This is a genomic window from Streptomyces sp. NPDC048337 (genome assembly GCF_043201175.1).
Classification (GTDB): domain Bacteria; phylum Actinomycetota; class Actinomycetes; order Streptomycetales; family Streptomycetaceae; genus Streptomyces.
The window spans coordinates 528,206-543,005 of the sequence record NZ_JBICYR010000001.1; the positions used below are offsets into that span (position 1 = coordinate 528,206).

A 14,800-nucleotide genomic window follows, 5' to 3' on the forward strand; every position below is an offset into this window, starting at 1 on the left:
CGGAAGCCGAAGCCGAAGCCGGCCCGACGGCGGCAAGGCGGACGTGTACACCGACGTCCAGTTCGACGCCTTGGACAACCGCACGGGGCTTACGCGACTGGGCCTGGGTGTTCGTTCACCCACTGCTGGGCGGCCGCGGGGGTGGGTGCCGGGCCCGGCAGGTTCGTAGACGAACCCGTTCCCCTCTTCGAGGGTGCCAGGTTGGGCGGGCCTCAGAGGGCGGTTCGTGAGCTGATGTCCATTGCCGGGTGAGGCTGGGAGGGGGCTGCTGTGATGTCGCCCTGTAGTTGGCCGTTCCGGTTCCGAGTCGGTCAGTGGGCGGACGTGTGACGGGGCGGGCGGAGGCCTCTGGCAGCATGGGCTTGTGACTAATGCGAACGACTCGGACGACCCGCTCCAGCTGCTGATGGGCTTGGAGGTCAGCGCCGTGTCCTTCGTGCGCGACTACGTCGAGCTGCACTTCGATGGACCGGTTCTGCGGGCCTTGAGCGACCCCTCGGGGGTGTACGGGGGCCGCGAGTGGCGCTTTCCCGCACCAGGGTCGCTGGAGCTCATGCGCTGCTACATCGGCAAGACCGTCGACGGCTATGAACTGGATCCAGATCGGATTCTCGCCCTGGACTTCGGAGAGCACCGCTTCGTCATCCCGCTGGACTCCGATTCAAGCGGTGGTCCCGAGGCGGCCCACATGGTCGGCGTCGACGAGAGCGGTCGGACTTCTGTCCTCGGCGGGATGTGGATCTGGTAGCAAGAGCGGCGCCGATCCGGGGTGGCCGATCGGTCGTGGTCACAGCTGCTGGTCGTGGTGCCCGGCCGCCTGCTGCTTCCTGGTGAAGCTGCCAGTGTCGACCTCGGCAAGGATGTCGAGCTTGACCAGGCGTTTCAGCTTGGCGCGGGTGCCCTCAATGTTCTTTGGCAGCAGTTCGTGGTCGAGGGCTTCGCAGACATCGCGGGCCCGGAGAGGGCTTGTGGCCTCGTTGAAGGCAGCGAGGATGCGGGGGTAGTCCGGGTGCTCGGGTAGGTCCGGCGGGGCGGCCGGGAGCCGGTCGGCGAGGGCGGTGACGGTCTTCCGGGTAATCGACAGGTGTTCGAGGTGGGTCTCGGCTTCCCGCAGTCGGCCGTGCAGCTCTTCGATCTGGGTGCGGAGGTCGTCGGCCAGGGCCCGGACGGCGTCCTCTTGGAGGCCGAGAGCGTCGAGGAGGGGCTCGATGTTCACGCTGCCACCGCCTGCGGAACACGCCATCATCGACTCCAAGGCCACCTTCTGGGATCCCGACAGCCGCAAGGACGAGATCCGACTGGAGCCGCGCCCGCATTGTGGGGAGGACGGCCCCCTCCCACGCGCGATGTCCGGGGGGTGGGTTGCGGACAGGATCGGGGGTGACCCGACCGCACCTCCCGGAGGAGACCACCGCCATGCACCGTACGCTCCTGCGCCTTGCCGCACCCCTCGCCCTCGCCGCCGCCCTCACGGCCTCGGCCTGTCTTCCGGCGTCGGGGGCGGAAACGCCTCCGGCGGCGCGGATGTCCCTGGCGATCCCCGCCGGCCTGCGGGCTCCCGCGCTGGACGGGATCAGCGGGTGGGCCCGCATGGCCTACGGCGACCCCCGCGACGACGTCCAGATCTCCGTCGACGCCCACGGCCCGTTCGGCCCGGCGGGATCCACCACCGCCACCCGCTCCTGGGGAGCCTTCCGCATCCAGCACTTCTCGCCCGCCAAGGACGATCAGCCCGCGGATTTCAACTGGGGCGACTTCGTCGTCGACTGTCTACGGGTGGAGGCCGCGGTGGGCGGCACGGAGGTGTCCGTGACGGGCCGGCTCGTCGACGCCGGCCAGGCGTGGTCGGGGTACCTCAACCGCAAGCCCCTCCCTGCCCGCATGGGCCTCAGCTTCCACGTCCCCGGTCCGGGCGGCCGGCCCGACGAGGCGCGCGTCGGCCTCACGCCCCCGGCGGCGGAAGGAGGCCCGGACATCGCGAAGTGCGCGACCCGGCCGGCCGACTCGGGCCTGGCGGCGGGCGGCTACCGGATCCTCAGCGGGCTCTAGCGCGCGAAGACGCATGCGCATTCCGACGCCGGCGACCGCGGGCGAGCACCTCGGTATTGCGGCAGACGAGCAGGTGCGATCTGCATCTCGGCAGCGCGGAGGGGGCATTGGCTCGCTCTACCCCGCTCCTGCCTCCGGGAGCGGGTCTCAGAGCGGATCGGCCTCTCCCCCATATGGGGGAGAGGCGGTGCATTCCCCAGGCTGACGATCCGGGACGCACGGATGCGCACACTCGGTCCATGAGCGAAACGAAGACGTACAGGAACGCGCGCAAAGAGCCGCAGGCAGGGGTGGTGTCGAACAGCCGGGCCGGAGCCGAGACGGCCGCGGGTCGGCAGGACACCGCCCGTCCCGTGGCCCGTTGGGCCGAGAGGGCCGCCCACGCGATCCCGCTGTTGATGCTGCCCGTGTGCCTGTGGCGGCTGCCTTTCGCCTTCCACTTCCCGATGGGGCTGCGGGACGACGGGCCATTCCCGGACTCCCTCTGGCTCAGCGTCCCGTACATCTTCGGGCTCAGCATCCTGTCGGAGCTCGCCGCGCTGTCCTGTTTCGTCCTTGTGCGCGGCTGGGGCGAGGTGGTGCCGGACCGGGTGCCGCTGATCGGTGGCCGCGCGATCCGTCCTGCTGTGGTGATCGTCCCGGCGGCACTCGCGTCCCTGGGCGCGCTCGTCCTGCTCGTCGACTGGATCCTCGGCACGTTCGGCCTCGCGGGCGTGCCCGCGCCGCACTTCGCGAACGGATGGTGGGCGCTGCTGGCCGCGGTCACCAGCGGCCTGTTCGTCCTCTGGGGCCCGCTACTGACGGCTCTGACATGGCAGTACTACACCCGACGCTGCCGTTGACGCGTGTGGGTGTGTTGGACGACTCTCAGCATGAGCAGGCACCAGTGGCTTGGTGACGCTCACGATGGACATGTGTCGGCCAGGGCTTGGGCGTGTGAGAAGCGCTTGGTGTGCGACGACAGGGTGAACACGAACACCGACTGGCGACCTATGCGTCGGGCGGTGTCCATCGCTTGATGATGTTGGGCAGAGAGCGCGGTGCAGGCCACGCCTGGATCCGAATCTCCTCCATGTCTTCGGGCTCGTCCTCGCAGTCGGGGTCGGGGAAGGCCACGGCTTCGAGATTCCGCCGGGACGTCCGGATGCGGATCCATCCGGCAGCTCGACAGATCTCGGGCAGTTCCAGAGCCCGGGGCTAGCCAAGCTGGTAGTCGAACCAGACGCGATGCGTGCCGTCAGCGTCAACGGCCATCCCTCCGGCACCGGAGATCCCAGCCAGCTCGCCGGTGCCGCTGGACGGCACGATGGTGAAAAACTCCGCAGTGCGGTCGCTTCCGGACGTTGTCGCCGAGTGCACGAAGTTGAACGAACCCTCCCGCCCGTTCAGCGATCCTTCGAACGACTCCATGGCCAGATAGGTGCCGATGCCAGCCGCATGGTCGAACGCAGAAGTGAACAAGGTCGCCGAGCGCCCCGCGGCCGCTCCCTCGAAGTGTTTCTCCATCGTCGCGACACCTACCGGCAGCCCAGTGGACACGGCCGGCTCGGGCTTCAGCTCAGTCGGGACGAACGCTTTGACGGTGAAAGTTGCCGTAGCTCTCATGTCCCAACCGTACCGATGCGGTCTGACAACACGGCTGGACCATAGGCAACCCCGGCGCCAGGAAGCGACAGAGTCCTTAAAGAACAAGCTGAGCGCCTACCAGATCTGGCACCGGCCAGCCCCCTGCCCACTCCGCCCGGCGTCGGGCGGCAGCCTCCATGCGGCCGCCACCCGGATGCACTTGGGCGACCCGAAGCCTTCCAGCGGATACCTCCGGGGAATCGGCTTGCCCGCAGGGACCTTGTCCGGTCACATACGGCCATGAGCAGAATGGCACAGGTCCTCGTGCTGGCCCGGTACGAGGACGAGGTGATGGAGCCGCTGACGCGGGACGACGAGTCGCGTAAATGGCGCGGCCGGTTCGAGCCGATACCCGACTGGTTCGTCGGCGGGTGGTACCTGGAGTTCTTCCGGGAGGGCCAGCGCACCGGGATCCTCAAGGACCTGGAGGCACTGCCGTGGAACAGCCCGGAGTGCGTGCAGGTCATGCTCCACGACGAGGAAGACGACTGCTTCGGGCTGTGGATGTTCCGCGAGGGGAAGCTGGTGGAGGTGCCGCTGCCAGGCACCGAGCGCTTCCACAAGCCGGCCCCGCCCACGCGGGAGTACGCACCCCACCCCGGCTATTTGTGGCGCACGGACGTCGGGCACACGTGGCTGCCCGAGCAGACTCCTGAGGAACTGCGGGACCCGCGCCCGGCCTGGTAGGCCGAGGCACCGCGAGGCCGGGGGCGCCCTCTCAGCTCGCTCGTGCTGCGCCTCGCGGACGCGGGTGGGTTCCACTGGATCGCACGCACCGTGGCCTGCGAGCGGCCGGGGAAACGGCCGACAGCGGGGCGGGATGCGGTGAGGGTTCCGCCGGGGCATGTGGCGGTGGACCGCCCGCCGACCGAACTGCGCGTCGGGGACCAGGTGGAGGCGGGCGGCCGCCTGGTCGCCATTGTGGATCTGCGCTACCGGCACGGTGATAGGGCTCTTTGGGCTCTGACCGGAGTTTCGTGATTTCCCAGGTCAGAGCTCGCGTGCGGGAACGTTCCGCCAGGGCATGCCTGGCTGGTGGGGGTCTGCTCGCTGGATGACGTGCTGTCCCCGGACGTCGATGTTCGCTTGGAGGCCGTGGAGTTCACGGCGGAGGTCCTGGTCGTGGTGGCGGCCGCGTGCGGTCCGCCGCCCAGATGCCCGGGGTGCCGTGCCCTGGCCCGGAAGGTCCACTCCTCCTATGTCCGAAGCCTGGCCGAGCGGCCCCTGGCTGGGAAGAAGCTGCTGGTCAGGCTTAGGTCCGGCGGTTCTTCTGCGACCGGCAGTCATGCCGGCGACGGACCTTCGTCGAGCAGGTCAGCGGGCTGAGCGAGCGGTATCGCCGCTCCAGCCTCGGGTTGAAGGTCTGGTTGCGCCAGGTCGCGGTCGAGCTCGGCGGGCGGGCCGGCGAACGGTTGTGCCGCCGGATGCATCTCGTCGCAGGTCGCACGCGGTTGCTGGAACTCCTGGCCCCTCCGACGGCGCCGGAACGGTCCCCGCGGGTCTTGGGCGTCGACGAGTTCGCCTTTCGCAAGGGCCGCACCTACGGAACCCTCCTGGCCTGCTCACGGCCGAACCCCACCGCCTCCGGGTCGGTCACCCGCTCCAGGCTCGTAGCCTGCAGAACACGCAGCCGGTCGTAGAGCGGCCGCAGACACTCGGGCCGCAGCTTGTAGCCCTTCTCGACCCGGGACCACAACGTGTAGAGGGCCTCGGCGACCAGCAGATCCGGCAGACCCCGCAGGCTCACCTCCCGCGTGGAGCACACCGCCCTCTCCATCCGCCGCCACCATGCCTCGTCGAACCCGGGTTCCTCACGGACCACGCGCAGGCGCTGCGTGTGAGTCTTGCAGTGCGGATGCTTGCTGCCGACCCGGTCGAGGAAGCAGGCGGCGATCAGGCACGGGCCGAACCCGGCGAGCCCCACGACCCGCGGGTGAGCCAAGAACTCCTCCAGCCCGATCCCGCCCAGCACCTGCCTCTGCTGGAGGCGATGCGTCGCGCACAGCATCGCGGCTGCGGTGTCCCGGGGCCGCTCGCAGCGGGCAACAGCACACGGCTGCTGCCCCGCCCCCGTGGAGACGGTCTTCGGAATGCGGCGGAACTCCTCCAACGGCAGGTCGGTCTTTCTCCACCGCTCCACGCAGCCCCGGCACATCGGATGCGTGAAGACCGTGATGGCCAGCGGGCAGTTCGGCACCGGGCAGTCCGGCAGACCGATCACCGGATGCACCCGGGGAAAGGGGGTTCTCTGGGGCTATCGCTGTTGCGTGAGTGAGATGCGTGGGGTTGTCCCAGCTCAGTGCGGTGCAGGTGAATTTACGTGGTGCTACAGGTGTGGCGGCATCGCTGGTTGGGGTGATGTGGGTGGGCGTTGATGCACACTGTGGTCTGATGGTTGCCCGGGAAGGGCGAAAGCCCCCGGAGGTGCTCCGGGGACTCCGGTTGTGGGGCAGAGTTCGACGAGGGTGATCTCGGTGGCCTTGAGGCCGCTGGTCGCGCGGCGCGCTGTTAAGCCGGACTGTTGGCCAGGGGCAGCCGAGAGCTTCATTGGCTGCAAGTCCGGCAGTCCCAGGGGGTGTAACACCTCCGTGCCAACAGGCCGTGACAAGATCACCAACAACATCCAGAAGTTGAGCCAGAGCCGCTGAACGTGAACCAAGCCGAACCGGCGATCCGCGCACCCGGGCGGCCGTTTCCGGTGAGCATCCCCACCCGACCGGCAGGTTTTGTGGTCGAAGGTGCCGGAGTGCGGCAGAGCCCAGACGCTGCGGGGCAGTGCCCTTCACGTTCCCGACGGTCGCGGCTGCTCCGGTGGAACCGAGCTCTCGGCAGCGGCCATCCACTGGTCCAGGTCGGCCTGGGTGAACTCTGTCCACGGTGGGATGTCGGGGAGCTGGCGGAGGAGGTCGTAGGCTTCGGGGATCTGAGGGTCGCGGAGGACTGGGCAGTGGCAGCCGGCGATGACCTCGGCGTTCAGGTGCTGGAAGTCGGTGACGACCGTCCCGAACTTTTGGACGTCCAGCAGGGCGACCCAGGGGGAGACCAGGCGCCCGCCGAAGAACTGGCCGTCGCGGAATTCGTCCGGCGACATCGCTGCTGTTTCGGGCATGGGGGTCGGCACGTTCGTGGCGAAGGTGTCGACGGACCACAGGACGTTGGTCTTCGGGTCGAAGAGGGCGCGGGTCGTGGGGTTGTCGTACAGGGGCGGTCGTTTGGCGACCAGGGTGCGGTCGCCCGCGTCGATCGTGTCGCCGTCGGTCATGAAGCGGCAGCGGTTGATGGGGGTCTCCCACTCCTCGGCCATGCGGCCGATGGAGAACCATGTCGTCAGCAGGGTCGCGTTCGGGCATTCGGCGAGGACCGCCAGGAGGTTGCCGGCGTGATCGCGGTCGTCGTGGGTGAGGAAGATCCACCGTACGTCCAGCGGGTCCACGACGGACCAGGCTGCCTCGAGCCACTGGGCGCGCACTGCGGGCGCCCCGGTGTCCACGAGGACCGGTTCGGCTCCCCGTATCACCATCGAGTTCATTGGAAAATGCCCGACCGGCGGGGCCTCAAGAGCCCACGGGATGACGAACGTCTCCTCGGCGATCTTGTATGGCTGCAGAAGGCTGAAACTCTCCATGGCTGTCATCGCTGCTCTCCCTCATGCGGAGCCGCGCAGTGTCCATTAACCAGTGCAGCCCCGTGCCGGGCGGTCGTCAAACGCAGAACCCGTGGCGGTCGGCTCCCGTAGGCGATGACCTTCAGTAGATCCGAGACTGTCTGTTCGGGGCGGCCCGCTCATTCTCGGGAACTCGGCCGCTCCAGGAGCCGGAGTGCCCATCGCTGGCCTGACCTTTGGAGGATCAACAGACTCATCGCGACGATGCGCATGGAACGGGACCTGGACGCGACCCGCAGGGGGCGGTCGTGGGTGGCGGTCGGTTCCACGGCTTGGCACGGGGCGGGGTCCGCTGCGGTTTCGGTGTCGTTGGCTGGCGGGGGTTGAACGATAGGTTCAGGGGATGCGGATACTGGCGAGGAGCCGCTCATGCATCTCGTTCAGGGCCTTCTCCTTCACTTCAGGGCAGAAGGTCACGGCCTGAACGAGGTGGGTGTCATCGGCTATGAGGCGAATGAATCCAACCGAGCGCTCGCCTTCCGTGACGGACAGCCGCGCGTCGAGAGCCGGGTGACCGTCAAGCATGGTCTTGCGGACGTCGGTGCCGGTGAGAATCTCGCCGCCGGAGACGATGCTGTAAGCCTGTAGGAAGCCCTGAAGGTTCTCTTCGAGAGAGTACCGGTCGCCAGGCATGTCGAAGACGCCGAAGCCAGCGCCCTCGTCGTCAGTGATGTCCACACGGCAAAGCGGCCGTCTACCGATTTCCCCTCGATAGGAGTCGGCGCACTCGCCTATGTGCGGAGCTGCGTACGGATGAACGTGCAGAGCAGGGAGACCTGTGGAGCGCGAGCGTCGTGGTTCGAGATGATGGGGCGGTGTCTCTTCGATATTTCAATCAGACCGGCTGGACCGCGCTCTTCAATGGCACCGACACAGAGATCGGCCGCATGGTGCGTGTGGAGGGCTGGGACCAGGCGACCGGGACGGCCCTGGTGTATTGACCCGCAGGGTTGTTTACGCGGCTGATGGGTGGGTGTCCGCCCAGTGCGGTGTGGCAGCGGTGGTGGTTGTAGGCGTGGAGGAAGTCTGCCAGGGCTTCGGTTCGCTCCGCGTTGCTGGTGTAGGGCCGCTGGTAGGCCCATTCGTCCAGCAGGGTGCGGTTGAAGCGTTCGACCTTGCCGTTGGTCTGTGGCCGGTAGGGCCGGGTTCGTTTGTGGGCGATGCCGGCTTCGGTCAGGGCTTGGGTGAACAGTTTCGATTTGTAGCAGGAGCCGTTGTCGGTCATGACTCGTTCGACGGTGATTGCGTGGGCGGCGAAGAAGGCGTTCGCCCGCGTCCAGAAGCCGACGGCGGTCTCCTGCCGTGCGGCCCACGGCCCGCCATCCGCCGCCGTCGGGGATGTTGCCGAGTTTCTTGATGTCGACGTGGACGACTTCGCCGGGCCGGTCGCGTTCGTAACGGCGGACCGGTTTTCCGGTGGGCCGGTCGAGCCAGGCCAGGCGGTTCAGGCCGTGCCGGGCAAGGATGCGGTGCACGGTCGAGGCCGGCAGGCCAATGATCGGCCCGATGCGGGCGGGGCCGAGCTTGCGGTCGGTTCGCAGCCGGCACACGTCCGCTTCGGTGTTCGCCGGTGTGCGGTGCGGGGTCGAGGCCGGTCTGCTGGAGCGGTCGGCGAGCCCGGCGTCGCCCTCCGTCCGCCAGCGGCGGACCCATTTGTGGGCGGTGGCTCTGGATATGCCCATCTCGGCTGCGACATGCGCGACGGGGCGTCCCGAGCGGACACGTTCGACCAGCAGCCGCCTGCCGAAGACGGTCAGGCGGGCATTACGGTGGGACACGAAGACCTCCGTGCGGTGAGTTCCCAGACAGCTCCCACCACACCGGAGGTCTTCGCCATGTTCAAGACCCGCCGAGTGTCAACAACGCTCGTGATCAATACACCTAGCAGTCCATCCGAGAACCGTCGGACGCCGCCTCGGCGGACCACCTGAACCAGATCCGGGAGCCGGGCCCACCGGGCGCCGGGCCCGGCTCCACTCCGTAGAACTCGCGGAGATCCTCCGGGGACTCGAAGGCGAGCGTGATGCTCGGACGATCGTTGGATTCGAAGCAGAAGACCGAGATCTGGCGGTCCGGCCCCGTGTCGAGGCGGCCCACGGGGCGCCATCCCGCCGGTGGCGCTTCCCGGCCGTAGTACTCCAGCACCTCCTCACGGGTCCCGTCGTACGAGTACAGCCGCTCCGCGGTCAGATAGGCGTCCCCACTGTCCTCGGTGCAGTGGGCCTGGGCCGCTGGCTCACCGGGCCCTTCGCCATGGTCGCGGCCAGCACAAACATCGGACTCATTCATCTAGCCCCACCAGTGGTTCGACGTCCCCACGTGACCCATGCGTCGACAACAGCACACGCACTTCGTTGATCTCTTATTTTCCGTAGCTTCTTGGCCAGGGCGACCCTCCTGTGGCCGGCATGGTGCCCGGGTGACGGCCTCGGTGAAGGCCGTCACCCGGTAGCGGCGTCCGATCTCAGTGCCGGGGCGGTCGTGGGTGCGCCCACATGGACGCTCTCGTTCCTCGTCCCACCACCGAACCGTTCACCTCATGTCGATCACGCCAGGGCGGACGGGGCGGGGAGCGTGGCGAGTTCGCCCAGGACGTGGGCCGCCGGCGCGGGGTCGACCAGCCACTTCAGGTGGCTGCCCTCCAGTGTGCGGACGTCGTACGGGTTGTCCGGCGTCAGCTCGTTGCCCTCACGGATCAGGCGGTCCTGCAGGGCGAGCGGCAGGCTCGCGTCGTCGGCCAGGCGGATATAGGTCTTGGGGATTCGGCCCCAGGTCGTGGTCTGTGCCCGGTCGGCGGAGCCGCCGGCGTCCAGGTTCTCGTCGGGCTGGAATGTGTTGAGGAAGGTGAGGAACTGCTCGTCGGTGCCGTCGGCGACGAGGGCCGCCTTGAGTGCCGCGAGCGCGTCCGGGTCGGCGGTGCGGAAGTTGACGCGGAGCAGGCCGAGGTCGGCGGGGTTTGCGGCCAGCGCCGCGGCGAAGGCGGCGGGGTCGACCGTGGCCATCTCCGGCTCGGCGTAGTAGTCGTTCACGTCGAGGTGGACCGGGGCCCAGGCCGAGACGTAGACGAGGCGGTCGATCAGGTCCGGGCGGGCGTTGGCCGCGGCCGTGGCCGTTATGCCGCCGCGGCTGTGGGCGACGAGGATCACGGGGCCGTTCCGCTTGGCCCGCTCGAGGATCCCGATCAGGTGTGCGGCGTTGTCGGCGAGCGTGACGCCCTTGATCGCGCCGGGCGTGCTCGCGAGACCCGCGAGGTCCTGCGGCGCCTGGTAGGCGTGGGTGAAGGTCGCCTGGAAGCCGTGGCCGGGCAGGTCTACGGCGACCGAGCGGTGCCCGAGGAGGCCGAGCTCGGCCTGGAGGGGCGCGAAGGAGAAGGAGTTCGCGAAGGCTCCGTGCACGAGTACGAACGTGGGTTGCATCATTTTCTTCACTTTCCGGCCGCCGCGGGTCGGCGGCGGCCATGGCGGGACCCCCGGGTGCGGGGGACGTCTTGGGCGCTTGGGCTTGCCGGCGGCTTACGCGATCACTGCGAGGTCCGGCGCAGCACCAGACAGACGAAGCCGAAGCTGTCGCGGTACCCGTGCAGCCACTGCGAACGCTGGGCGTTGGCCGTTGCCAGTACCTGCGGGGCGGCCGGATCGGCAGGGTGGTCCAGAGCCCAGGAGGCCAGTGAGCCCCAGCAGGCCCACTCGTAGGCGTCAAGCTCGGCGCGGGTGCTGACGTGGCCGTGGACCGGGGTCCAGCCGTCGGCGACAACGCGGTCTACCGTGCTCGCGAGGTCGGCGAGGTCACCGAACGCCTCGATGGCCTCCGGGGAAGGAGGGCGTTCCCAGAAGGATTCACCGATCAGGACGCGGCCTCCGGGTGCCAGGTGCTCGCGGGCTGCCGTGAGGGTAGGCAGGAGACCGCCGAAGGCATGCGTGGCGCCGACGCTGAGCACCAGGTCGAACGGCTCTGAAGAGACGAAGTTGGCGGCCTCCCGTTGGTGGAGGACCAGGCGCTCGTCGACGCCGAGTGCGCGCGCTGCCTGGCGGGCCTGCGTCAGGGCGACCTCGGAGACGTCGACGCCCTCGGCGTGCAGGTGCGGGCGGTTCGCCAGGGCGCGCAGGAGCCATTCCGCTGTGCCGCATCCGAGGTCGAGCACGCGCTCGTCGCCTCTCGGCAGGCCGTGTGCGAGCAGCCGGCTGACCGAGTCGTCGTCGAGCGGGGACTTGATCGGGTGGTCGGCATGGGCGAGCTCGGAAATCTGTTCGCGGTTCATCGGCGCGGCGTGCTCCGGTCGAGCAGCAGTTTCGCGGCCACCGTCGTACCGTCGGTGCGGATGGTGCCGGCGACGGCCTGCGCTCGTGCTGTCGTTTCGGGGGTCAGGGCTGTCCTGAGTGCGGCTGACAAGGACTCGAGGGTCGGGGTCGGGCCGTCGTGTGCCGCGCCGATGCCGAGTTCGGCCACGCGGGCGGCCCAGTGCGGCTGGTCCACGAACTGGGGGACCACCACCTGGGGTGCACCGGCCCGGGCGGCGGTCGTCGTGGTGCCGGCGCCGCCGTGGTGCACGACGGCCGCGACCCGGTGGAACAGTGCCTGGTGGTTGACGTCGCCGACGGCGAAGCAGTCGTCCGCACCGTCGACCAGGGCCAGGTCGGCCCAGCCACGGGAGACGAGCACACGGCGGCCCTGCGCGCGGGCCGCCTCGACGGCGATCTGGGCGATATCGGTGGCCGGGCTCATGGGCATGCTTCCGAAGCCGACGTACACCGGCGACGTGCCGGCGTCCAGGAACGCCTCCAGATCTGCGGGTAGGGGGCGTTCGTCGGGCAGGATCCACGCGCCGGTCTGCAGGACGTCGAGATTGGTGAGCTTCTCCCACGGCCCGAGGACCGGGTCCACCGCCAGCCACGGCCGGTCGCCGAAGACGTGGTCGCGGACGTTGTCCACAGGGGCGAGGCCGATCGCCGCGCGGTGGGCGTTGAGGGGTTGGAGGTAAAGGGCGTTGACCTTCTGCGCGTCCAGGTCCCACAGGGCCTGGTTGTCGGTCATGCCGGGCGGGGGCGGCGGGCCGGGCCGCCCGGACGGCAGGTAGTGCGCGGAGGGCATCTCGAACGGGTGGAAGCCCGCGTACACGTAGCGGATGCCCAACTTCTCGGCGACCGAGCGGACGCCGGCCGGCATCAGACCGCTCGCCACCAGCACGTCGCAGTCCTCGGCGGCCTTGCCGACGGTTTCGAAGTGCGCGGCGACCAGCTCGGCCGCGAACGCGGCCGCGTCCGACGGCGGCGCTCCCGTCCGCAGCGCGCGCACGTCCCGCCCGAACGGCACATGTTCCGCGCCGACACTGGCCAGCAGTTCCGCGAACTCCTCGTCCGGCGGTGCGCACACGCGCACCTGGGCGCCGAGTTCTCGCAACGTGGCCGCCAGTGCCGCCAGGGGCGCGATGTCGCCGCGCGATCCGTACGCCATCAACAGCACACGCATGTCGTGTTTCTCATTCCTTGTGCATGTCGGCCTCGGCCGGTGATTTTCGGGGGGAGGGGTCCGGTCGTTGCCGGAACCTCCCGGGGAGCAGGAGGCAGGCTCGTTCGCGGCAGTCGCGGTCATCGTGCCCATGGCAGGTCGCGGGTGCCCTCGGTGCCGGGTACGGAAGCGACTCCGTCGCAGCGCATCGCGACGTGGGCCTCGGCCCGCTCCGGGGCGTGGATCCGGCGGACGAGGCCGGGCGGGAGGATCAGGCTCTGGCCGGCCAGGACCTTGTGGGTGTGGCCGTCGCAGGTCACTTCCAGGGCGCCCGCGGTGACCGTCCAGACCTGCTCACGGCTGATGGAGTGCTCGGGACCCGTCGCCCCGGCCTCCATCGCGACCGTCCAGGTGCTGAGTTCGGCGCTGCCGCGGCTGGGAGCCGCCAGGCCGGTCATGGTGGCGTTCGGTGAGACGGTGACGTGTTCGGCCGCGGGGGTGATCACGTGCGGGGCGGTGTTCTCGTCCGGATTGGCGGGGCGGTCGGGGACGGCCCACTCGACGAGCTGGACGACGACCCCGTTGGGGTCGGTCATCTGGAACAGGCGCTCGCCCCACGGCTCTTCGCGCAGCGGCATGGTGATGGGGGCGCCGGCCGCACGCAGCCGGGCCTCCTCGGCGTCGAGGCCGGTGACCGTGAGTGCGAGGATCAGGCCACCCGCCTCCCGGTCCCGCTGTTCGGCGGACAGGACCTCGGTGCCCTTGCGGAGCAGGACGATGTCGACGGCGGTGTCCTCGCGGGTCAGGGAGGTGAAACCGTCCTCCGCCATGGCCACTTCGTAGCCGAGGTGGGTGCACAGGAAGTCACACGAGGCGTCGACGTCGGCGACGGTCAGGGACAGGGTGGAGGTGGAAACGTTCACGGCAGCTCCTTGGCCGGTGTGCGATGGGTGGACGAGCCGGGGTGTCCGTCGCTCTCAGGCCGTGGGCACGTCGAGCTGGAACTCGCGAGTGCGCCGGTAGGCGCGGAAGCCCAGTCGGTGGTTGACGGCCAGCATGTGGACGTTGTCGTCGGCGTTGTCCGTCTCGATCTCGACGACGCCGGGGTGCTCGGCGCGCAGCCGCCGCGCCATGGCGGCCTTGACCCACAACCCGAGGCCGTGGCCGCGGTGCGCAGGCACGACCGCCGTGTCGTACTGCTGCGCACGCGGCCCGCAGCCCCCGGGGAGCACGATCTCGGTGTAGCCGGCCATGGTGCCGTCATCGTGGACAGCGGCGATCGTCAGCAGGGTGTCGCCGCGGTCGGCGACCACCTTGGCCATGGCGCGCACACGCTCGGCGTCCCATGCCACGCTGCCGTAGTCCAGGTCTCCGACGGGCATGTCGTTCATCGCGTTCTTGGCCGCGGCGAACGCGTCGGCGACCTCGTCGGGAACCGTGCCGGTCCAGCCGGTCAGACGGTAGCCGGAGTGCTCGGCCTCGGCGATCCACAGCAATTCGGCCACGTTCAGGTCGTTGAGGCGCAGCATGAGGTGATCCAGGGTGAGCGCCCGGCGGAAGCCGTGGCGCTCGCTGAACACCTCGCCCGGACTGTCGGCCGCGGCTGTCACGACGAGGCTGCGACGGCCTTCGGCGCGGGAGGCCGCCACGACCGCCGACAGCAGGAGGGAGCCGGTTCCCAGGCGCCGGTGTGCGGGATCGACGTGGAGTTCCAGTTCGGCCAGGTGCTGCTGGCCAGGTGAGGTGAACAGCCGCAGGCCGGCGACTCCGACGGGGGCGCCGTCCGCCGCGGTGGCGAGCCAGGTCAGCCGACGGCTGCCGAGGGCGGGCTGGGTGAGCTGGGCGTGGATGCGTCCGGGGTCGGGGGCCGGTACTCCCGGCAGGTCGTGGGCCGTCGAAGCGGCGACGATCTGGTGCCATGCGGCGGCCTCGGTGTCCGAGACGCGCTGGAGCGGAGTGACGTGTGCAGATGGGGACACGGTGATGGCTTTCGTGGTCGAAGGTGAAGGCGGTCGG

General features: G+C 69.4%; 15 protein-coding genes and 1 pseudogene. 4 read left to right on the forward strand and 12 right to left on the reverse strand.

Annotated elements, in window-relative coordinates; genetic code table 11:
• Positions 1–364 precede the first annotated feature (364 nt).
• Positions 365–748, forward strand: coding sequence for a hypothetical protein (locus ACGFYU_RS02655; protein ID WP_393825388.1), 384 nt, complete (start codon positions 365–367; stop codon positions 746–748).
• 39 nt (positions 749–787) lie between these two features.
• On the opposite strand, the gene ACGFYU_RS02660 is transcribed toward ACGFYU_RS02655, so the two are convergent.
• A complete protein-coding gene (locus ACGFYU_RS02660) occupies positions 788–1,216 on the reverse strand; it encodes a hypothetical protein (RefSeq protein ID WP_393825389.1) in 429 nt (142 codons plus the stop codon).
• Positions 1,217–1,380: 164 nt separating this feature from the next.
• Between ACGFYU_RS02660 and ACGFYU_RS02665 the strand changes: the two genes are divergently transcribed.
• Positions 1,381–2,049 carry a hypothetical protein gene (locus ACGFYU_RS02665; protein WP_393825390.1) on the forward strand — a complete coding sequence of 223 codons (669 nt, stop codon included), beginning with the start codon at positions 1,381–1,383 and terminating at the stop codon, positions 2,047–2,049.
• 239 nt (positions 2,050–2,288) lie between these two features.
• Positions 2,289–2,891, forward strand: coding sequence for a hypothetical protein (locus ACGFYU_RS02670; protein ID WP_393825391.1), 603 nt, complete (start codon positions 2,289–2,291; stop codon positions 2,889–2,891).
• 355 nt (positions 2,892–3,246) lie between these two features.
• Here ACGFYU_RS02670 and ACGFYU_RS02675 read toward each other — a convergent pair whose 3' ends face one another.
• The gene (locus ACGFYU_RS02675; RefSeq protein ID WP_393825392.1) at positions 3,247–3,654 is read right to left on the reverse strand and encodes a DUF3224 domain-containing protein; all 408 of its coding nucleotides are present in this window, start codon (positions 3,652–3,654) and stop codon (positions 3,247–3,249) included.
• A 261-nt stretch (positions 3,655–3,915) separates the two neighbouring features.
• Here ACGFYU_RS02675 and ACGFYU_RS02680 point away from each other — a divergent pair, with 261 nt between their 5' ends.
• Positions 3,916–4,362: a hypothetical protein gene (locus ACGFYU_RS02680; protein WP_393825393.1), complete on the forward strand. Its 447-nt coding sequence runs from the start codon at positions 3,916–3,918 to the stop codon at positions 4,360–4,362.
• Positions 4,363–5,215: 853 nt separating this feature from the next.
• Here the strand turns inward: ACGFYU_RS02680 and ACGFYU_RS02685 are convergent.
• The 10 genes and pseudogenes from ACGFYU_RS02685 to ACGFYU_RS02730 form a co-directional block, all read right to left on the reverse strand.
• Complete coding sequence (locus ACGFYU_RS02685; RefSeq protein ID WP_393825394.1) at positions 5,216–5,896, reverse strand: hypothetical protein; 681 nt, start codon at positions 5,894–5,896, stop codon at positions 5,216–5,218.
• A gap of 561 nt (positions 5,897–6,457) precedes the next feature.
• On the reverse strand, positions 6,458–7,309 hold the full coding sequence (locus ACGFYU_RS02690) for an MBL fold metallo-hydrolase (protein WP_393825395.1): 852 nt from the start codon (positions 7,307–7,309) through the stop codon (positions 6,458–6,460).
• Between the two features lie 366 nt (positions 7,310–7,675).
• Entirely contained in the window at positions 7,676–8,017 is a 342-nt protein-coding gene (locus tag ACGFYU_RS02695) for a hypothetical protein (RefSeq protein WP_393825396.1), read from the reverse strand.
• 253 nt (positions 8,018–8,270) lie between these two features.
• Positions 8,271–9,117 (reverse strand): annotated as a pseudogene (locus tag ACGFYU_RS02700) (integrase core domain-containing protein); the annotation flags it as partial.
• A 103-nt stretch (positions 9,118–9,220) separates the two neighbouring features.
• Positions 9,221–9,628, reverse strand: coding sequence for a hypothetical protein (locus tag ACGFYU_RS02705; RefSeq protein WP_393825397.1), 408 nt, complete (start codon positions 9,626–9,628; stop codon positions 9,221–9,223).
• 257 nt (positions 9,629–9,885) lie between these two features.
• The gene (locus tag ACGFYU_RS02710) at positions 9,886–10,755 is read right to left on the reverse strand and encodes an alpha/beta fold hydrolase (protein WP_393825465.1); all 870 of its coding nucleotides are present in this window, start codon (positions 10,753–10,755) and stop codon (positions 9,886–9,888) included.
• Between the two features lie 104 nt (positions 10,756–10,859).
• Positions 10,860–11,597 (reverse strand): SAM-dependent methyltransferase, encoded by a 738-nt coding sequence (locus ACGFYU_RS02715; protein WP_393825398.1) that lies wholly within the window; start codon positions 11,595–11,597, stop codon positions 10,860–10,862.
• Positions 11,594–12,805 (reverse strand): glycosyltransferase, encoded by a 1,212-nt coding sequence (locus ACGFYU_RS02720; RefSeq protein WP_393825399.1) that lies wholly within the window; start codon positions 12,803–12,805, stop codon positions 11,594–11,596. The genes ACGFYU_RS02715 and ACGFYU_RS02720 overlap by 4 nt, the downstream gene beginning before the upstream one ends.
• 119 nt (positions 12,806–12,924) lie before the next feature.
• Positions 12,925–13,707, reverse strand: a complete 783-nt coding sequence (locus ACGFYU_RS02725; RefSeq protein ID WP_393825400.1) for a VOC family protein — start codon at positions 13,705–13,707, stop codon at positions 12,925–12,927.
• Positions 13,708–13,761: 54 nt separating this feature from the next.
• Positions 13,762–14,763 (reverse strand): GNAT family N-acetyltransferase, encoded by a 1,002-nt coding sequence (locus ACGFYU_RS02730; protein WP_393825401.1) that lies wholly within the window; start codon positions 14,761–14,763, stop codon positions 13,762–13,764.
• Positions 14,764–14,800 lie beyond the last annotated feature (37 nt).